The organism is Halobacillus ihumii (genome assembly GCF_902726645.1).
GTDB lineage: Bacteria > Bacillota > Bacilli > Bacillales > Halobacillaceae > Halobacillus_A > Halobacillus_A ihumii.
Map to the genome: position 1 here is coordinate 1,644,746 of NZ_CACVAO010000001.1, position 21,088 is coordinate 1,665,833.

Annotated in this window: 16 protein-coding genes; 4 read left to right on the forward strand and 12 right to left on the reverse strand. The window is 42.1% G+C overall.

From position 1 onward, the window contains the following. Positions 1-56 precede the first annotated feature (56 nt). The 5 genes from G6R08_RS08305 to G6R08_RS08325 form a co-directional block, all read right to left on the reverse strand. On the reverse strand, positions 57-1,955 hold the full coding sequence (locus G6R08_RS08305; protein WP_163527551.1) for an ABC-F family ATP-binding cassette domain-containing protein: 1,899 nt from the start codon (positions 1,953-1,955) through the stop codon (positions 57-59). Between the two features lie 205 nt (positions 1,956-2,160). After that, complete coding sequence (gene nhaC / locus G6R08_RS08310; protein WP_275897952.1) at positions 2,161-3,600, reverse strand: Na+/H+ antiporter NhaC; 1,440 nt, start codon at positions 3,598-3,600, stop codon at positions 2,161-2,163. 242 nt (positions 3,601-3,842) lie between these two features. Then, positions 3,843-4,364, reverse strand: a complete 522-nt coding sequence (locus G6R08_RS08315) for an acyl-CoA thioesterase (protein WP_163527553.1) — start codon at positions 4,362-4,364, stop codon at positions 3,843-3,845. Further along, positions 4,342-5,766: a sensor histidine kinase gene (locus tag G6R08_RS08320; protein ID WP_163527554.1), complete on the reverse strand. Its 1,425-nt coding sequence runs from the start codon at positions 5,764-5,766 to the stop codon at positions 4,342-4,344. Before G6R08_RS08320 ends, G6R08_RS08315 begins: the two co-directional genes overlap by 23 nt. After that, positions 5,763-6,455 carry a response regulator transcription factor gene (locus tag G6R08_RS08325; RefSeq protein ID WP_163527555.1) on the reverse strand — a complete coding sequence of 231 codons (693 nt, stop codon included), beginning with the start codon at positions 6,453-6,455 and terminating at the stop codon, positions 5,763-5,765. The genes G6R08_RS08320 and G6R08_RS08325 overlap by 4 nt, the downstream gene beginning before the upstream one ends. A gap of 224 nt (positions 6,456-6,679) precedes the next feature. On the opposite strand from G6R08_RS08325, the gene G6R08_RS08330 reads away from it, so the two are divergent. Next, complete coding sequence (locus G6R08_RS08330; protein ID WP_163527556.1) at positions 6,680-7,828, forward strand: S1C family serine protease; 1,149 nt, start codon at positions 6,680-6,682, stop codon at positions 7,826-7,828. A gap of 126 nt (positions 7,829-7,954) precedes the next feature. Here G6R08_RS08330 and cls read toward each other — a convergent pair whose 3' ends face one another. The 3 genes from cls to G6R08_RS08345 form a co-directional block, all read right to left on the reverse strand. Next, on the reverse strand, positions 7,955-9,397 hold the full coding sequence (gene cls / locus G6R08_RS08335; RefSeq protein WP_163527557.1) for a cardiolipin synthase: 1,443 nt from the start codon (positions 9,395-9,397) through the stop codon (positions 7,955-7,957). A gap of 168 nt (positions 9,398-9,565) precedes the next feature. Then, on the reverse strand, positions 9,566-10,102 hold the full coding sequence (locus G6R08_RS08340) for a transcription repressor NadR (RefSeq protein WP_163527558.1): 537 nt from the start codon (positions 10,100-10,102) through the stop codon (positions 9,566-9,568). A gap of 71 nt (positions 10,103-10,173) precedes the next feature. Next, positions 10,174-10,821, reverse strand: coding sequence for a TasA family protein (locus G6R08_RS08345; protein ID WP_163527559.1), 648 nt, complete (start codon positions 10,819-10,821; stop codon positions 10,174-10,176). A gap of 230 nt (positions 10,822-11,051) precedes the next feature. Between G6R08_RS08345 and G6R08_RS08350 the strand changes: the two genes are divergently transcribed. Continuing rightward, the gene (locus G6R08_RS08350) at positions 11,052-11,687 is read left to right on the forward strand and encodes a class D sortase (RefSeq protein WP_163527560.1); all 636 of its coding nucleotides are present in this window, start codon (positions 11,052-11,054) and stop codon (positions 11,685-11,687) included. A 63-nt stretch (positions 11,688-11,750) separates the two neighbouring features. On the opposite strand, the gene G6R08_RS08355 is transcribed toward G6R08_RS08350, so the two are convergent. Beyond that, entirely contained in the window at positions 11,751-13,214 is a 1,464-nt protein-coding gene (locus G6R08_RS08355; RefSeq protein WP_163527561.1) for a glycoside hydrolase family 32 protein, read from the reverse strand. A 162-nt stretch (positions 13,215-13,376) separates the two neighbouring features. Beyond that, positions 13,377-13,874, reverse strand: coding sequence for a PTS sugar transporter subunit IIA (locus G6R08_RS08360; RefSeq protein WP_163527562.1), 498 nt, complete (start codon positions 13,872-13,874; stop codon positions 13,377-13,379). Between the two features lie 157 nt (positions 13,875-14,031). Between G6R08_RS08360 and G6R08_RS08365 the strand changes: the two genes are divergently transcribed. Continuing rightward, positions 14,032-15,612: an FAD-dependent oxidoreductase gene (locus G6R08_RS08365; RefSeq protein ID WP_163527563.1), complete on the forward strand. Its 1,581-nt coding sequence runs from the start codon at positions 14,032-14,034 to the stop codon at positions 15,610-15,612. A 114-nt stretch (positions 15,613-15,726) separates the two neighbouring features. Further along, positions 15,727-16,623, forward strand: coding sequence for an EamA family transporter RarD (gene rarD, locus G6R08_RS08370; RefSeq protein ID WP_163527564.1), 897 nt, complete (start codon positions 15,727-15,729; stop codon positions 16,621-16,623). Positions 16,624-16,680: 57 nt separating this feature from the next. Here rarD and G6R08_RS08375 read toward each other — a convergent pair whose 3' ends face one another. Beyond that, positions 16,681-17,649: an NAD(P)/FAD-dependent oxidoreductase gene (locus tag G6R08_RS08375; protein WP_163527565.1), complete on the reverse strand. Its 969-nt coding sequence runs from the start codon at positions 17,647-17,649 to the stop codon at positions 16,681-16,683. A 203-nt stretch (positions 17,650-17,852) separates the two neighbouring features. Next, positions 17,853-21,023 carry an efflux RND transporter permease subunit gene (locus tag G6R08_RS08380; protein ID WP_163527566.1) on the reverse strand — a complete coding sequence of 1,057 codons (3,171 nt, stop codon included), beginning with the start codon at positions 21,021-21,023 and terminating at the stop codon, positions 17,853-17,855. Between the last annotated feature and the right edge of the window lie 65 nt (positions 21,024-21,088).

Consider the following 21,088-nt stretch of genomic DNA (forward strand, 5'->3'; position numbering starts at 1 on the left):
TCAACAAAAAAACACAAAAGTCCCTATTATTATAAAAATAGGGACTTTTGCGCATGTCATTCTGTTGCATCTTCTATAATTAAGGAAAGCTCCTCCCAACGATTCATTTTCGTTTCCAGTTTATCCTCTAAGTCCTGCTTGGTTTGATATAATTCCTCAACTTTATTATAGTCACTTGCTGCATCAGCAATTTTTCCGTCAATAGCCTCGATTTCTTCTTCGATGGCTGTAATGTCATCTTCAATTGTCTCCCACTCTTGTTTCTCCCGGTAGGACAATTTACGCTTACGGTTCGATCTGCGGGTTTGTTCCTGGACAGAGGGTTCACTTTTCTCTGACTTCGTTTCTTCCTTTTTCGAGACCTGTCTTTGTTCAATAAGTTCTGAATAATTTCCATAGAAGGATTCAATGACCCCTTCTCCTTCAAATACCAACAGTTTATCAACGACTCGATCTAAGAAATAGCGATCGTGCGAAACGGTAATGACTACACCAGGGAATTGTTCCAAATATCCTTCAAGAACGCTTAAGGTTTCGGTATCAAGATCATTCGTAGGCTCATCGAGAAAGAGAACGTTCGGCTCGCTCATCAATACACGCAGTAAATAAAGCCTGCGTCGTTCCCCGCCGGAAAGACGTTTAATATAGGTCCACTGTTGTGGTCTTGGAAAAAGGAACCGTTCGAGCATCTGCTCGGCCGTGATTTGCTCACCGTCCGCTGTAGAAATTACTTCAGCAACTTCTTTTATATATTCAATGACCTTTAATGATTCGTCCATCTCCTCATGATCCTGTGTATAATAGCCAATTTTAACCGTAGAACCAATCGTAAGCTCTCCATGGTCAGGATTAATACGCCTCGCCATTATATTTAATAAAGTTGTTTTACCTGAACCATTCGGACCGATGATCCCTAACCTCTCTTCAGGAACCACTAAATAATCAAACTGATTAATAATTTGCTTTTCCGCGAAGGAATGGGAGATGTCTTTTAACTCGATAACCTGCTTTCCCAGCCGGGTAGAGCCAATAGCCATATCAACATCTTGTTTATCATTGTTGAATGTTTGTTCCTGCATAGCTTCTACACGCTGTTTCCTCGCCTTCTGCTTAGTTGAACGGGCTTTAGCTCCCCGCTTAAGCCAGGCAAGTTCTCTCCTTAACGTGTTTTGATGCTTCTGTTCAGCTTGACGTTCCCGCTCTTCACGCTCCGCCTTTTTCTCGAGGAACGTTTGGTAATTCCCCTCGTAAGTGTACAACGTGCCATTGTCGAGCTCATAAATAAGATTCGTTACCCGATTTAGGAAATAACGGTCGTGGGTAACAACCATTAATGAACCCTTATATTGAGCCAGGTATTCCTCTAGCCATTCAATAGTCTGATTATCTAAGTGGTTCGTAGGTTCATCAAGCAGCAAAAGATCAGCCGGCTGAATTAATGCCTTAGCCAAGGCTACTCTTTTGCGCTGACCTCCAGAAAGTTCCTGAATCGCCTTATTAAAATCAACTATTCCAAGCTTCGTCAAAATCGTCTTCGCCCTCGTATTTGCCTCCCACGCACCTGTCTCATCCATACGCTGTTGATAGGTTAACAACTGATTCTGTACGTGCTGATCTTCAGGATTGTCTTGAAGACGCTGCAACACGCGTTCATATTCCCTAATCGCAACCATGATCTCAGAGTCACCAAAATAGATTTGCTCTAACACCGTTTTGTCTGCATCTAACTCTGGATCCTGAGGCAAATATTCTACGGTAAAACCTTTCGCATGCTGTGTTGTTCCTGTATCCGCCGATTCTATCCCTGCGATCGACTTTAGCAGCGTAGATTTCCCTGTACCGTTAACACCAATTAAACCAATGCGCTGCTGGTTTGAAATGGTAAACGATAGATCGGTAAACAGCTGTTTATCGCCATAACTTTTACTGTATTGCTCAACAGATAAAATGCTCATATTTCGCTCACCCTTTATCTAACAAACTAACCCCCATTTTATCATACAAGAAAAACGGAAGCGCCTGATATACACCATTTAAAAAGCCCCAGGACGTTTTAAAAACGTTTCTGAGGCTCATTTGGATAAAAAGTTTTTTTCACTTGGTTGATCTGCGCCAAACTTTCATTCCCTTGACGCCTGGAAATAACCCATATATTCACGTTTATTTCGCTTCACCTTTTTCGCTGTTATACCATATGAATTTCCCGGTATAGCCATAAATAACCGTTATAATAATAGATATGAAGCTTAACCACATAAAGGGCAAGTACGATAGCGTTGACACGCCTAGGACAGCTGACATATATATGCCATTATCTGACCACGGTACCATTCCGGACGTCAACGTACTCCCAGACTCCGTATTTCGCGAAAGTACTGTACGGTCAATGTCTAAATCATCATAACGATTCTCAACAACCTTAGGTGTTAAAATTAAGGAAACGTACATCGCACAACCAATGAGATTTCCTAAAAAGCCTACGAATACAGTAGAAGCGGTCAACCTTCCTGCGTTCGTCATAAACTTCTCAAATCGATTAACAATAACTTGGAGGGCGCCAATATGGTTTAACATTCCGCCAAAACCAAGTCCGAGCACAATAAGCAAGACAATATCTAGCATACTTGTAATTCCGCCGCGATTTAGGAGGTTATCAATAAAGTCAACGCCTGAGTCCACACTAAACCCTGCATAGGCCGTATTAATGGCTGTCACAGGAGCCATCCCTTGGAAAATGATTGCCCAAATAATACCGAATAAGGCTCCAAGCGAAATCGTAGGAATAGAAGGCTTCTTCATAACAAGCAATCCAATGACTACAAATGCAGGAACTAGAATGTACCAAGCTATATTAAAATTAGCTTTTAAAGCATTCATCACATTCTCAGTTTGGCTTAGATCAGCATTTCCATCTACATACATAAATCCAGCCAATGTAAATAACACGGCAGTAATGATAAACGTTGGAACGCTGACATACATCATCGAACGAATATGTGAGATGACATTCACTTTTGCCATTGATGCAGCCAATACCGTACTGTCTGATAACGGTGACAATTTATCCCCGAAATAAGAACCGGATAAAACTGCACCAGCAACCATTGGTAACGGAATGCCAAGTGCGTTCCCGATGCCCATCATGGCAATCCCTGCGGTTCCGGCAGTCCCCCATGAAGTACCCGTAGCCAGGGACGTAATGGCGCAAATGATTAATGTGGCAAGGAGAAAAATACTTGGGTGAATAACTTCCAGTCCGTAATAAATAAGGCTTGGCACAACCCCTCCAGCAATCCATGAGCCAATTAACGCCCCGACTGAAATAAGAATCAATACAGCCTCTAGACCATTGTAAATTCCATTTGTAATGGCACCTTGTAAATCATCGTATGTATGGCCAAGTTTTAATCCAAATCCGATAATAATAAACCATGAGATAAAAAGAGCCAGCTGAATAGGTAGTTCAAAAAACATTATAAATGAAAATATAATCGCTAAAAAGATAACGAAAAATAATGCGACTTCAGTCAACTTTGGAAGTCTGGCTTGTGAAGACATATGCTTCCTCCTGTTTTTATTATTGTCCGAACATTTGTTGATTGTACGTAATTTGATCTCCTTTCGTAAACGCTCCGATGATGAAGTTAACACTTACAAAAGAAATAAAACTATGTACAGATAAATTGATTGAAAATAGAAAAAACGCTTTTTGCGCATGAACAAGTATAGCATGAGAGGAAATATAGTCAAATCACCTTTTTTAAACGTCAAAACGTTACAAAACACCAATAAAACCATGGTGAACTCACCATGGTTTACAAATGGATATAACGTTTTTCCAGTTACTCTTCCTTCTTCCAAGGTAATCCTGTTCCAAATAGTTCAGCCAGTTCCTTGGATTCTTTTCTTCTTAAATTCCGCTGTTCACGGCGTTTAGCTGCGCCTTCATGGAGCCATTTTTCTTCCTTTGATTCCGGATATACAGGCGGGACCGGAGTCGGCTGATTATGTTCATCAACAGCAACCATTGAAAGAAACGCTGTCGTACATACTTTTCTTTCACCGGTCAGTAAATTTTCCGTAATCGCTTTAACAAACACTTCCATAGAGGTGTTGTGCGTCCAAGTTACAAAGGCTTCTAAACAAATCGTATCCCCTTCAAATACAGGTTGTAGAAAGTCTACTGAATCGGTAGATGCTGTTACAACCGGCTTGCGGCAATGACGGACAGAGGCAATCGCTGCCACATCATCGATATAAGCCATCAGTTTTCCTCCAAATAAAGTGCCATGGCTATTTGTATCTGGTGGGAGTACGTGTGAATTCTTTACGGCTAATGAATCAATGCAAGGTTTCGCTTCCATTGTCATCCCTCTCTTTCTTTCTGGAATCGTTCCCTTCCTCTATTATATCACTTCTCAATGATGACATCCTTTTTGTTAATTTCATTTCAAAGGTTGCCCCGTTTTGCTCCTTATTATTATAGGCATGGATTGTTCCACCGCTGCGCTGGACAATCGCCCGGGAAATGGCCAATCCTAGCCCCGTTTCCCCTTGTTTCCCTTTAATAAACCGTTCAAACAGTTGCGGCAGAAGCTCTTCTGGTATACCATCTCCATCATCCGTCACCAGAATTCGCAGTACATCTCCTTCAACGTATGAACGCAGAATAACTTCATGATTGGCATGACGAATTCCGTTTCCAATCATATTAATTAAGGCCTGAAGAATGCGTTCTCTGTCCACAAACGTATGAAATGCCTCATCTGATTCGAGGCGTAATTCGATATCCCTTTCCTTTGCAAGGGGGACTAAGCGATCCTTCGCTTGCGTAATGACATCAATCACATTTGTTGCTTGCGGGTGATACACATCTTCATCGCTATCAAGTTTCGCTAACAAGATCATTTCATTTACAATCTTTTTTAGACGTTCTGTCTCACTTACAATAACCGTCAGCCCTTTATCAGCTGCATCCTTTTCAAAAACTCCGTCACGTATCCCTTCCGCATATCCTTGAATGGACATCAACGGGGTTTTTAATTCATGGGAAGCGTTTTGGAAAAACTGCTTTTGTGAGGTAATATAACGTTCCAATTCATGAGCCATTTGACGAACGCTCTGTTCAACCTCTTTTATTTCACCACTCGATTTTACCGGCTGAACTTGAGAAAACTGCCGCTTCTCAATTTTCTTCACTTCTTGCTTCAAACGCGTAAGCGGAGTTACGAGTTTTTTAGTTAAAAAGTAACCCATAATGATGGCAAGCATCAATCCTATAAAGAAGACACCAATCATTCGCCCTGCAAATATAGTTTGTACAACTTGCAAATCATCCAGCGGAGTCGCAATCACTAAGATCATCCCGCTCCTGCTAGGCGCAAAACCTAAATCATATACAACATAACTTTCACCTTGATGACCTTCCCACACTTCTTCCTCAATGAGATCGCCGTCATAATTTTCAACCCATTTTTGAGCGGTTTCAGCTGGAAGTGTACTGAATAAGACTTCTTCTCCGTAACGATCAAATAACACTATAGGAAAATTACTGTCCTGAATAAATTGCGACAGTTGTGCCACTCGCTCTGACGGATTCTGCTCATTGGCAATATTTCTTAGTACTTCAGCGCGCCCTTCCAGCTGTCTTAATTCATCCTGCACAAGCAAGTCCATTAACAAAGAATAGATGAAGAAAGCCGTAAGCGACATTATGATAATTATAATCGCAGTAAATGCTGCATTGAGCTGATAAAGGAGCCTCATGATGACCCCCTATTTGATCTTAATCGATAGCCATGTCCCCAGACCGTTTCTAATGGAAGGTCTTTCATTTTTTTACGAAGCCGCTTGACCAAATCATCGACGGCCCGGTCACTGCCGAAGTAATCATCGCCCCAAACCTGAACAAGTAGTTCCTCCCTGCTAAAAGCACGGTTTTCCTGTTCTGCCAGGATCTTTAACATTTCAAACTCCTTTGTCGTCACCTCAATTTCCACCCCTTGAAAGTAAGCACTTCGCTCGGCGTCATTTAAGGTAAGCTCATGAGCTTGAATAAGTTCAGATGAACCTTCCTCCTCTGGTTTCATAACTTCCCATCGTTTCAAATGCCGCTTTACTCGTGCAACCAATTCCCTCGGGCTGAAAGGTTTCGTTAAATAATCATCGCCGCCTAACTCAAGGCCTAGAATTTTATCAACCTCTTCATCCTTCGCTGAAATAATGACAATCGGCACCTCTGATGTCTGTCTTACTTTTTTACAAAATTCATAGCCATCCATACCGGGAAGCATTAGATCAAGCACCCATAAGTCAGGCGGCTCCTCTTCAAACAGTTCCCATGCTGCTTCCGCTGTTTCCAGTGCCTTGACTTTAAACCCTTCTTTCATTAAGTAGCCTGTGACAATGTCGCGGATATTGGCATCATCTTCGACTAAGCCAATTGATTGATCCATATTATTTTCACTCCTTACGATCAAGGCTTTTCTACATTTTCGCATACTTTTACGAAGAGAACCTCTTTTACACACTTTTTCCACATTTACTCCAAAGTCATGCCATAACTCATCCGTAGAATAAAAGTTGCAAGAGGGAATCAGTTCGTTATCTAAATTCATCGCTACAGTAATTCCATACTCTACTCTCTCTTATTTTTCCTAAGAAAGGGGTCATTAGAAACATGAATGATGAGAACAATAAAAAAACCAAACAGCACTACAAACGATCCGGTTTAGCTTATGGAGTATTAGGAGCTATTATAGCCGTGTTTTTTATAACAACTGTATTCCAATGGCAGGGGATCTCGATAAACATCAATACGAGTAAACCTACTGCCCAGGCTGATGAGTTACAGCTAGGTAAAACTCAGGAAGCCGTAACGCAGGCTGTCGATGAAACAGAAGAGTCTGTTGTAGCTGTAAGCAATATTCAGGAAAGTCCCCGCGGTTTACAAAAAGCCGGCACTGGATCTGGGGTCATATACAAGAAAGACGGCGATCAAGCTTATATTGTGACCAACCATCATGTGGTAGCCAATGCTTCTGAAATTGAAGTGATTTTAAGTGATGGTACAAAAGTAAAAGCCGAATTGAAAGGCAGTGACCCACTAACAGACCTAGCCGTTTTACAAATAGATAGCGAACATGTTGAAGGGGTTGCAGAACTAGGGTCATCCGAAGACGTAGAGGTTGGCCAAACAGCCATAGCAATCGGTAACCCGCTTGGCATGGAATTCGCTGGTTCAGTCACTAAAGGAATTGTCAGTGGTCTTAACCGTGATATTCCAGTAGATATTAACGGAGACCAACAGCCAGACTGGCAAACCGAAGTGATTCAAACCGATGCTGCTATTAACCCAGGAAATAGCGGCGGGGCACTGGTTAATCTTCAAGGTGAAGTCATAGGAATTAATTCTATGAAGATCGCTAAAAAAGAAGTAGAAGGCATCGGCTTCGCTATTCCGATGAGTGTGGTCAAACCAGTAATTAAAGACCTAGAATCTCAAGGAAGCGTGCAGCGACCTTACATGGGTGTATCCCTGAAGGATGTAAGTGAAGTTCCGAGTCCCATTCTTGAAAGAGAATTGAACTTGCCAGGCAGCGTCCAGCATGGTGTTATTGTTGCCGGTGTAGAGCAGGGGACTCCTGCAGCTGATGCTAATCTACAAAAGTATGACGTGATTACAAAGATTGACGACGAGAAAGTAAAATCGCTCATGAGTTTACGCCAATACCTATATAAGGAAGCTAAGATTGGCGAACAGGTAGAAATGACCGTTTACCGAAATGGTGAACCAATGAAAGTTTCACTCGAACTTTCCTCCCGATAAAATATAAATTTAACCTCTCTCTAGAAAAGGACCTGTGACTAGAAGCACAGGTCCTTTTTTTATGTTCTGATTATCAGCTCAGAACTTTAAAGTATTCGTTTTTCACCTTGATCGACAGCTGCGCCTCTATAGAATAGGAGATAACAGTCTTGCTATCGCTTCTTTAAATTTAACCCACGTTGAGCGATTCTTATATAATTTAAAGGTCAATTCAGTTGAATCGGTAATATCTTCATGAAAACGGTCTGCTAACACATGTGCAATTTTTGGATGATATAAAAAGGCATTTACTTCAAAATTTAACCGGAAACTGCGTACATCGATGTTGGCTGTACCCACTGAAGCGATATTGCCGTCCACTACAAGGGTTTTCGCATGCAAGAAGCCCTTTTGATAAATGTAAACAGTAGCTCCAGCCTTTAACAATTCACCAATGTTGGAATATGTGGCCCAATAAACAAAAGGGTGGTCTGGTTTATTAGGAATCATAATGCGCACATCAACACCTGATAAAACTGCAATTCTCATGGCATCCAGCAAACTATCATCAGGAATGAAATAAGGTGTCTGGATATAGACATATTCTTTAGCAGACATAATCATTTTAATATATCCATTCTTGATCTGTTCCCAGTCTGAATCTGGACCGCTTGAGATGATTTGGACACCCACATCGCCTTCACCATCTGCTTGAAAATAGCGTTCATCGTAGAAAATGTCATCCCTTGAGGCATGGTTCCAGTCTAAAATAAATCGAGTCTGCATATTATTAACAGCCCCGCCTACCAGACGAACGTGCGTATCTCGCCAGTATCCAAACCGTTTACTATACCCTAAATATTCATCACCTATATTAAACCCGCCGATATAACCAATCTTCCCATCGATAATGGCCAGCTTACGGTGATTTCGGTAATTTATTTTCATATTCAGTTTAGGAATCAGCGGCGGGAAGAAGGACTCCACCATCCCCCCTGCTTCCTCAATTCTTCTAATATATTTACGTCCTAATTTCCTCGAGCCCATATCATCATACAACAGCTTCACTTCTACATTTTGTTCTGCTTTTCTAACAAGGACATCGGCCAGCCGCTGCCCTAACTGATCATCACGGACAATGTAGTAAAGAAGATGGATGTGTTCCTGTGCTTGTTCAAGATCTTCAAGTAATGCATGGAATTTTTTCTGCCCATCGGTAAAAATCTCAACCTCATTATTTTGGGTGAGCAATGCATCATTATTTTTCAATTGCATATAGATTAAATCTTCATATGGAACGATATCCTCATGATAAACTTTTAACGTATGATCCTTAATAGAACGGAGCTGGTCCTGGACCGCTGTCAAAAGCCCTAGACGACTCTTCTTATCCCAAGTAAAGATTTCTTTTTTACTTAATTTTCTTCCAAATACTAAATACAGAAAAAATCCTGCAATTGGAATAAAGAGGAGAACCATCAACCAGGCCCAAGTTGAGCTTGCATCCCGGCGTTCAAGGAAGATAATAGCCAGTGCCAAAAGCACGTTCAATATGAGGATTACACTTAACACGTAAGGGAGAAAAATCACCTCATCCCCACCTTCCTGATAACACTATTGAATATTAACTATAGCACATTTCAGTATATGACCTAAACAAGAAAAGCGGAAGGAAGCTAACAAGAATGACACTCTCTTCACGCCTCCACAAAATAAGAGGCATAACTCATGACGAGTCAGCCTCTATTGTACGCCTATTCATTTTCCTAATAAAATCCCCTTCTCAGCAAGTTCCTGTTCTGCTTCATCTAACGCTTCGATATGGTCTGCCGAGATAGTATGTGTATGAATTCCGCCTGTCAATTCAAGTAAAAATGCTGCATTTGTGGAGCCGACCTGCTCTATAAAGCGTTGAACATCACGGCGATTTGAAATGTTTAATCGAGCTGTTAGATCACCATAAACCGGATGCTCTACGACTACATCTTCTATCTTCACCCCGTGATCAACCATGATCGTCAATTCTTCTTCGGTTTGATCAGCAGAGTGACAGCAAACAATTGTACGCTTATACGCGGGAGCTGGATTCATTTTTGTTAAATAAACATACCCTTGACTTGTGGCTACAATGGGCTCGCCACTAGCTTTTAACAGGGAAACATCCCCCACAATCACCTGCCTCGTCACGTTCATTTCTTTGGCAATGGAACTTCCTGTAAGAGGTTCATCCTGTTCCTTTAATAAAGTTAATATATGATCTCTGCGTTCATTTGCTTTCAGCTTAGATTCACTCATGTTAACGACTCCCTCGTACATATATCTTATCTCCATTTTATCACAATTACCTATATGGAGAGAGGGGAATCTTACTCTGTTCTATGATTTCTCACATAATGAACGACATATAAACCAGACCCCATCAAGACCATGACCAAACCAAGCAGAAGGATATTATATAGCGGCGTGGCTGTATCCGGAAGTCCGATTCCAGAAAACCCAACCGGCGGCTGGTCCGCCTTCTCCGGATTTTGTGCTCCTGCAAGGTTATCAGCTCCGTCTGCGGAAAACCTGATCTCAAACCTTCCTGCGAGCCCTTGATAGTCATTTCCTAACTCAAAAGGCATCTTCACTGTAAGAGTCAATTGGTCCTCCCCGGAAACTTTCAAGGATCTTTTATCCAGTTCAGATAATTCCATTACTGAGCCAGCATATACTTGCATACCAGTTTGATCCGTAACCTTTAATCGTAGTGCTCGGAGTAATTTTTCTGATCCTCCTGTAAATTCAGATATTGTGCTATAGGTAAAGTCCCTAGTTCCTAAATTCGAGATCTTCACTTCTCTCGTCATCGTATCTCCCGGTTTTAGATTACTTACCTCAAACAAAATTGTTTCTGGGGATGTACCGATATTTATTTCTTTTTCTTCTTCAGCAGCTTGCACGGCATCAGAAAAAACAAGTAGACACATAATCGAAAAACAAACAGCACAGACACGCCTCCAGGTTTTTACCATTCGCGATTCATACCCTCCTTCCTTCTGTCTTATCGTTCGTAATAAAGAACTTTAGATTATTATATAAGGTATTAACAAAATATAAAACAGTCAAAAAATAGCTTTTATTCGTTTTAAAGAACATCATTCTTCTATTTACTATGTATATCATCGTTTCACACTAAATTACACAACTTTCATTAAAAGTCTTTGTTCTCTATAATGAAACAAATGAGAAGGGGGAAGGATTTATGTTTAAAAAACTAGCCTTACTTTTATTGCTGGCTGGACTTTCTATAATCATTTATGCCGGTAACTCCCTGTATCAATCATCACTGCTGCAGTCCAATGCACTTGAAGAAGCCCAGCTGCTCGTTAATCAGAACTCCAATGCAGCAACCAGCTCTTCATCAGACAAAGGACAATCTGATGGTTCTTCACCTTCTATCCAGAATAAAAGCTTAGATAACCAGCGAACCGAGCGCCTTCCCTCAAATCAATCAATTGGTGTTTTGAAAATACCTGCCTTAAAGGCGGTCCTCCCCATCATTTCTGGAGCAGATGAGGATTCTCTTGAAAAAGGAGTAGGCCATGTCTCATCTACCAGTCTCCCTGGTCATAATGACCAAATTGTGCTCTCAGGTCATCGGGACACTGTTTTTCGCCGCTTTGGTCAACTCGAAGCAGGCGATGACTTTATTATCAAAATGGCGGATGGTACGTACACTTATCAAATGAGTCACTCAAGGATTGTACCTGCTGAAGATCGAACAGTCATTCACTCCACCTATCCAGAAGAAACCTTAGTCCTCACAACCTGCTATCCCTTCAGCTTCATCGGAAACGCTCCCAAACGCTATATTATATACGCAAAAAAAATGTCTTAATAACACCTCAGGTCATCCAAAATTTGGATGACCTGAGGTGGAAGTTATACCCATATTAGGCTATTAAGAATACGTATATCCGTTTAGCTTCCATTGTTCTATGGAGAATGTGCTGGCACCTAATGAGGTGAAGAGGACAGCGTCATTCCCTTTCTGAGGGAAGATTCTTGATGTAAACACCTCTTCTCCTCCATTGACAAAAATCTCAAGTGTGGAATGGTCAATGAATAGCCAAAGCTGATTTAATTCACCGTTAAGTTTAACCCGTCGAAATTCTGTTTTACTTTTATCCTCCAGGTGAGGTCGTGATAATGTTAGAATTCCTTCTATTTTCTGGTAGCTGAAAGCTGCATAATGAAACAGTTCCAGAGCGAACTGCTCTTCAATATGTTCAAATTCAAGTTGAATTTCTACCGCATTCCCTCCAACACCACGCACACCTTTCTGGTCATTCTCAATGGTAATATCAGAATGCAGTAAAACGGATTCCCGCATTTCCTTAAGCTCTTCCAATGGCTTCTGGACCACCTGACTTCCATCCCACTGCAGCTCCCGAGGAATGGTTAAACAATGAATCCAGTGGTGGTCAATCGTAGGATGTGCTTCTTCGTATTGATCAGGAACGCCCATCCATCCAAAAAGAATTCGCCGGCCCTTCTCATCAATAGTTGTTTGAGGCGCATAAAATTCAAAGCCGTGATCCAGTTCCTTAAAATCAGCATGTTTAAAATCGCCACGTTCATAGTCCAGCGTGCCTGTAAAATAACCACTCTGATAACGATTATTATATTCCATCCCAGCAGCTTGCAAGCCTTGAGGAGAAACCATAAGTACCTCTTGACCATCTAATTCGAAAAAGTCCGGGCATTCCCACATGTAGCCGAAATCCCCAAGCTTATGTTGATAGGAACCAGTAATATTTCCAACCAAAACCCAATTTGTTAAATCTTCTGACCTAAACAGGACTGCCTTACCCTGACTCTCCTTATTTTGTGCACCAATCACCATGTACCAGATGCCCTCTTTTTTCCATACTTTCGGATCCCGGAAATTAGCCGTATATCCTTCGGGGAGATGGATGACAGGCCCCTTTTTATCAAAATGAATGCCATCTTCTGATACAGCCATACATTGATAGGATTCTCGTTTGCCCTGTTCATTCACTACATTTCCCGTATAAAAGAGATACAATTTATCCTCATGAACCACTGCACTGCCAGAATAACAGCCATCTTTATCGAACGAATCAGAAGGTGCCAGTGCAAGTGGCTGTTGTTTCCAATTCACAAAATCCTTTGATGTATAATGCCCCCAGAACTTCTCACCGTGTCCTGTATGAAAAGGCATCCATTGATAAAACAAATGAAAAACACCGTCCCATTGAACTAAACCATTTGGGTCGTTTAGTAAACCAACTGGCGGCATATGGTGGTAACTTAGTCTATAGTGGTCCTGATTGACCCGTTCCTCCTTCTCTTCGATAGCCGCTGCAGCTTTATTTCGTAATTCCCTATCTTTAGTGTTCATGTTATTCCTCCAAGCCTTCTAAGTATTTGGGGTGATCAAATCCGTCCTAAGCTTTTCTGCATTTGCAGATTAAATTATTTTTTCCGTTATGACAAGCCTATCAGGATCCGCTTGAAACAGAAAGAAGCCTAGGGGCTCCCCTAGACTGTCTTCATCACTCGTTTATTTTGTTTTCACTGTCATGATGCCTGTTTCTCCAGCAGTTGCTGTTTCATTATACGACGGTTCAAAATGTTCGACCACTTCATCAAAATTAGTAATAATAACCGGTGTTGTTGTACTTTTAGCTTTCTCATTAACAAGATCCATATCAAACGTGATTAAGGGGTCTCCCGGCCGGACACGATCACCAGCGCTGACATGCCCTTCAAAACCTTCTCCTTCCATCGAGACTGTTTCAAGCCCAATATGAACGAGCACTTCTACGCCGGACTTCGTTTTAATGCCCACGGCGTGTTTCGTTGGAAATACTTGAACCACCTCTCCAGCTATCGGGCTGACTACTTTTCCATCTGTAGGTTCAACAGCTACACCGTTGCCCATCATTCGCTGACTGAAAACTGGATCTGGTACATCATCCAAAGAAACCACTTTTCCTGTTAAGGGAGCTACAAATTGTTCTTCTACACTTTTATTTCCACCAAATAGTTTTTTGAACATATCATCAAAACCTTTCTGTAATTAAAAAAAGCTATCTATACTTTTCCCTTGATTGCAATCTGTAAACGTGAGCTTAAACATAGAGACCCACCAGATCTTTTACATGAAAAAGATAGGATAGGACAAACTGATACAAAAGCCATCAAGGAGGATCTACATGCATTGGACAAAACCTGAACCTATGTGGAGAGAAGATACAAAGCTTCCCACATTTGAACCACTAAAGCAATCCACCTCCACGCCGATTACTATCGTGGGGGGCGGAATCACTGGAATAACAACAGCCTACATGCTGGCTAAGGAAGGAAAAAAAGTTACCCTGCTGGAAGCTGACGAGCTGTTCAACGGGACAACCGGCCATACTACCGCAAAAGTAACGGCCCAACATGGGCTTATCTATCACGAACTCATCGAACACTTTGGTGAAGAAGGGGCTGCGCTCTATTATCAAGCCCAGGAAGACGCGATCGCATGGATTGAGAAACATATAAACGATCATTCCATTAAGTGTGATTGGACACGTGAAGATGCCTATATTTTCGCTACCACAGAAAAAGGTGCTAAAAAAATCAAAAAAGAACAGCAGGCCTACGAACGACTTGATATAGCGGGTGAACATTTGAACGAACTTCCTTTTGATACAGAAACATCGGGAGTTCTGAGTATGCGTAATCAGGCTCAATTTCATCCTTTGCATTATTTGTCCCATTTAGTGGATGAGATTGTGGCGATGGGCGGTAAGATTTATGAACATACGAAAGCAGTCCAAGTAAAAGAAGGAGATAATATTGAGATCGAAACAGGAAATGGAGCTACCGTGACCAGCGAATACCTTATTTCCTGTAGCCATTTTCCTTTTAATGATAAAAAAGGTATGTATTTTAGCAGAATGTATGCAGAGCGCTCTTATGCGATCGCTATCGAGCCTGAAAAAGAATGGGACAACGGTATGTATTTATCCATTGATGACCCTAAACGTTCAATACGATCTGCAACATTCGACGACAAAAACATTTTGCTGATCGGTGGTGAAAGTCATCGTACTGGAGAGGGAGCCGATATGTCTTCACACTATAAAGCTCTTGAAGAGTATGCGGCTCGTACATTTGGGATCAAGAATAAATTATTCCAATGGTCTGCACAGGACTTAATTACGTTAGATAAGGTCCCATACATTGGACCTGTCACGATGAATGATAGACGGGTTTTCTTAGCCACAGGCTTTAGAAAATGGGGAATGACAAACAGTACGGTGGCAGGAAAATTGATTACCGATTACATTATGGAACGTGAATCGGAGTATCATTCCGTCTTTACTCCTTCTCGGTTCAAGGGCGACCCAAGTTTGAAACGATTTCTTTCCAACAATTTAAATGTCGCAGCTCATTTAGTTGAGGGTAAGGTTGAATTAGTGGATAAGGAACCACGGGATTTGAAAAAAGGCGAAGGAGCTGTTATCCAATTTGAAGGCAAACGAGCGGGAGCCTTTAAAGATGAGGAAGGTGAGCTTCATCTATTGGATACGACCTGTACTCACTTGGGCTGTGAAGTAGAGTGGAACAGTGGTGAACACACATGGGATTGTCCTTGTCACGGATCACGTTTTTCTTATGATGGTGCGGTCATGGAAGGACCGGCCAAACACCCCCTCGAAAAACTATCCCTTGAAAACACTAGAGAAACTTATATTATCCCTGATGATCCAGAAGCATTTGAAGAATCAACTGATCATCATTAGAAAGAGCGCTTAGCAGGCGCTCTTTTTTTGTGGAAACCTTTTTCTTTCCAATTATTATTAAATTAGCTTAAAATGACTTCATCACATATTGTTCACCATGAAAGGATTATGCTTATGGCAGATGATAGTAAACTGGGTATTCTTTACACGGCAGGCGCTTATATTATTTGGGGATTCCTTCCAATCTATTGGAAACTACTTCAGCAGCTCCCCGCGTTTGAAATTTTAGCTAACCGAATCGTCTGGTCTTTTGTGTTTATGCTTGCTGTCGTCACCACTCTTAATAAATGGAAACCGCTTATTGCTGAATCGAAACGAGTTTGGGCGAATAAACGGAGTCTGATTGGGATAACACTCGCTTCATTCACTATCAGTCTCAACTGGCTTACCTACATATGGGCCGTCAACAATAACCACGTAGTGGAAGCGAGTCTTGGCTATTATATCAATCCGTTAGTAAGCATTCTGCTCGGTATGATCGTACTGAAAGAGACTTTTTCTAAACCGCAGTGGATCGCATTTATTTTAGCGGCTAGCGGTGTGCTCTACATGACTCTCCATTTTGGTTCAGTTCCTTGGGTGGCCTTGTTACTTGCCTTAAGCTTTGGTTCTTATGGTTTGCTTAAAAAGCTTGTGCCTTTAAATGCTATGTTCGGACTAACCATAGAAACAATGATCGTTACTCCTATTGCGTTCATTTACCTTATTGATAATCAAGGTTCTCCCCCTGACATTGAGTGGGTGTCTGTAACGTCACTACTTATTTTAGGATCGGGGATTGCAACCGCCATTCCGTTATTGCTGTTTGCTGCAGGTGCTAAGCGAATCCCTTTGTCTATGGTTGGCTTCTTACAGTACTTTGCGCCAACTATAATGCTGTTTCTCGGCGTTTTTCTTTATAATGAACCTTTTACGAGTGTTCATCTAGTATCCTTTGCCTTAATCTGGGCGGGTCTTGCCGTCTACACGGTTTCCAGGATGAAACGGCTTCGAAAATATGAAGCAGCTTGATTGATTATCAGCCCTGGCAATAGTCAGCCGGGGCTATAAGGCGTCCATTTCTGAACATTAACTGTCACTTAATATGTGATTAGCCGCATCATGTCCGGATAAGAAGGCACTTTCAAAACGTGTCTTCCCCGCCTGATCACCTGGGCGAAGAAAAGCATCACCTGCCACTAACAACTTACCTCGATTATCTATTTCCAGGAAAGAGTGAGGACAAGTGGTGACCGCTTGCGCATAGGGCCAGATTTCTAGCTGCTCAGATATCAACTTTCGAAAATCTAAATAAGGAGAGGTTTTATTTTTGATCATTTTAAGAGTGGATTCACTACTTTCATGTGATACTGACCAATCAGCCGTCATATAGACACTCATCAAAGGAGTTTTTGAGATCCCTTTCTTTTGGTGGTCAACTATCCGTTCTACATCTGCAGGAAGCTGTTTATCTATATGACCGCTTTCCGGAGTGTAAGGAGACCTCTCCAACTGAAAAACTCCAACATAGGTGGGTTGAAACTGAATTTCTTTTAATTTTTGATAAGCTTCGACCTTCAAACCAAGTGAACTTTTTCCTATCAAGTTGACTGTTAAAGGAGCAGGCAGTGTACATACTACCCGCTTGCATTTATACAAACTTCCGCTTGAGTCATGCAATACGATGTGGGAGTCCTGAGCGTTAACAGCAGTAATCATTGTGGAGGTCACACAATCCATCCCCTCCGCTAAGCGACAAGCGAGTGAACTCATTCCATCAACTGACGTATAACGTGGATAATCTTCCCCGAACCAACGCTTCACCCACCCCTTTTCCAGCCATCCCTCAACTTCTTGCTGTAATTCTTCTGTTCGGACTGTGAAAAATTGCGCTCCAATGTCGGCTTTTCCTTCAGCTGTAATTGAAGTCGCCAGCCTCCCTCCTACAGTCTGCTCCTTTTCCAGCAACAGCACACTGGCTCCTGCTTGTTTCAACTTCCGTGCTGCCACAATCCCAGATAACCCTGCACCGATTATCGCGACATCATACTTTTGCAAAATGGGCACCCCTTCCATAAGAAAATCAGGACATGTCTAGCCATACCCGATTCTTCGATTGTTCTACCTCTTCTATTCTTATGAACTGCTTATCGAAAACCTGACGCTTCGTTCTGAGTTTGTTTTTAGCCTATTGGATTATTGCTTCTATGCGCCGATAAAAATGCACCTCCACAAAGTGGGAGGTGCGTTTTTCATAACCATTATGCTTTAGTCTTTTTCTTACGGAACTTACTTAATACTTCATACGCAAGCGGTACAATGAGAAGTGTCAACAATGTGGAGCTGGTTAACCCGCCGATTACGGTGATCCCCAGTCCTTTACTAATAATTGATCCACCTTCAAGTCCTAACGCGAGAGGCAGCAAGGCACCAATAGTAGCCAGTGCTGTCATCAAAATAGGGCGCAGACGTGTCATGCCGGCATCCAGTAATGCCTCTCTTGTTGTAAAGCCTTCTTTTTCCTTATGAATAACTCGGTCAATTAAAACAATGGCATTTGTTACGACAATTCCGATGAGCATAAGAGCACCGATCATCGCAGAAATGCTGATGGTTTCCCCACTGATAAGCAATCCTACCACTGCTCCAATAATCGTAAATGGCAAGGAGAACAGGATCGCCAATGGTGCCAGGGCTCCGCCAAAGAAGATGACGAGTACGAGGTAGACGATCGCAATTGCAGCAAGCATGGCTAAACCGAGCTGTGTAAATGACTCTTGAATATCCTCGGTAACTCCGCCCATCGTCACTTCCATGCCGGACGGAAGATCAAGCTCGTCAATTTCACTTTGAACTTCAGATGATACCGACCCAATATCGTCAGTGGTGATTTTCGCGCTGACGCTTGCATACACCTGGCCATTCTTCCGACTAATGGTATCAGCAGTTGTACCTTCTTCCACTTCTACCACTTCACTAATGGCAACAGATTGACCCGTAGGTGATTGGATTTCACGGTCCGTGATATCACTGATGTCTTCATAGTTTTCCTTTTCTACTTCTACGTAGACATCCAGTTTTTCGCCATCCTGTTTAATGGTGGTAACGACTGGCTGCTCGCCACTTTGGTTCAACTCCATACCTAACTGAGCTGCTGTTAACCCAAGTTCGCTCAATTTTTCATGATTAGCCACAAGCGTGTACTCTTCATACGACTCAGATAAGCTGGAGTCAATTCCAGTCAAATTGTCTTGTTCAGATAACATGGACTGGACATTTTTTACTACAGGTTCAATTTCATCAATCGAATCTCCATATACGAGGAGCTCGAGTGTACTGCTTGATCCCGTTGATGAGAAGTCTTGTGAAGACCATTCACCTTGTTCAGTCGCACCCTGTAAATCATCAATTACTGTTTGGCTTTCCGATGAGAAGTTTTCTGTCTCACTATTGTATTCTACAAAGAAAACAGCTTGATTCGATGCTCCAGGATTCATCGGATTTTCTCCACCCACCGAATACTGGATAGTTTCTGTACCATCTCTTCCTTCAAAATACTCTTGTGCTTCCATGGCGATGCTTTCGACATCTTCCAATGTTTGCCCTGGTTCTGGATTATAAGTGGCGATGACCATTTTCTGTTCCTGAGCCGGCAGGAAACTGACGCCTACAAACGGTACTAACGCTACACTTCCTGCCAAAATAACAAAGGCAATGATCGTTGAAATAACTTTGTGATTAAGGGTTCGGTTCAGCAGAGAACGATATGCTCTTGCTAGTCGGCCGCCTTGATCATCATGATCAACTTTTTTCATTTTACCTGGTTTTAACAAAGAATGGGACATCATTGGCACAATTGTGACCGCCACAAGCAGTGACGCCAGCAGCGCAAATACAACGGTTAAGGCAAACGGTAAAAAGATTTGCCCTACTGTCCCTTCTACTAACCCTAAAGGTAAAAACACAGCAATAGTTACAATCGTTGAAGATAATATCGGCATAAACATTTCTCGTGTGGCGGACCGAACTAAATCTTTGCCCCTGAGTTTTTCCCCCGGAAGCGACATACGCCGGTATATATTTTCAACGACGACAATGGAATCGTCCACTACCCTTCCAATCGCTACAGTCATTGCACCCAATGTCATGATATTTAAAGTAATATCCATCTGTTTAAGGGCTAGAACGGCAATGAGCAAGGAAAGCGGGATCGATATGACAGAGATGAGTGTCGTCCTGAAATTTCGCAGAAACAGAAGAATCACGATTACAGCAAATAACCCGCCAAACAAGGCTTTATTCAGCATCGTGCTGACTGATTCTTCAATCGGCTCACCTTGGTCAAAAGAATAGACAAACTCTGTTCCGTCGAGTTCACTTTTCAATTCCTTTGTCTGCTCTTTAACTGCATTTACAACATCAACTGTATTCGCCTCTTGCGATTTAATCACTTGAAGCGAAATTGAATCTTCTCCATTGGTGCGAGAAATGGACTCAGCTTGCCCTACAACTTCGATTTCAGCAAGCTCTTCCAGTGGCACAGTAGGGATACCGGATTGTGCTGCCTGCTCAGCTGTCATCGCAACTGCAGAGGACTGACCTTGAGCTTGTGTTTGCCCGGCTGGGGGGCCTTGTGCAGATGACTGTCCCTGAGATGGCGTCTGCGCTGCCGATTGCCCTTGGGATGAAGGGATCGCCGGGATTTCCAAGTTTCTTAGGTCTTCCACCGTCGTTAATTCTCCATCGATGACAACAGACTTTTGAGTGTCGTCAAACGTGTATAAGCCCAATGGGAAGGAAACATCGGAACCTTGGATTAATTGCGTAACTGTCTCGCTATTCATTCCACGCTCTTCTAGAGCAGCTTCGTCATAATTAATTCGAACCTCCTGTACCTGCTGACCGGAGACTTGAACATCTGCTACGCCTTCAATTCCTTCTAGTGCCGGCACAATTTGGTCTTCTACCGTAGTCGTCATCTTTTCTAATGATTGACCTTCATTGATGACACTTAAACTGACTACAGGGAATGCGCTAAAACTCAGCCGACTGACTGAAGGTTCCTGGGCTGACTCAGGCAGTGCTACCTTCGCAACTGCATCTTTTAATTCATCCTCAGCTTCATCTAAATTTTTATCGAAGGAATACTCCAATTGAAGAGAAGAAGCATTTTGATATGATGTAGAACTGACCGTCTTCACTCCACTTAACTGGCTTACTTGCTGTTCAATGGGCTCTGAAATCTGTTCAGCAACCTCTTCTGGTGTAGCTCCCGGATAAACAGTAGACACCGTAATAATAGGTGGTTCAATATCCGGAATCGTTTCTAGTTTCATATTTAAACCTGAATATAAACCTGCTATGGTTATAATAATAGTCATTAACCAGATCGCAAATTTATTGTTCATAGAAAAGTTAATGATTTGTTTCATACAAACTCCTCCCCTGATTTGACCAGTTAGTCACAACAAACTATAATATAAATGACTACACGGTC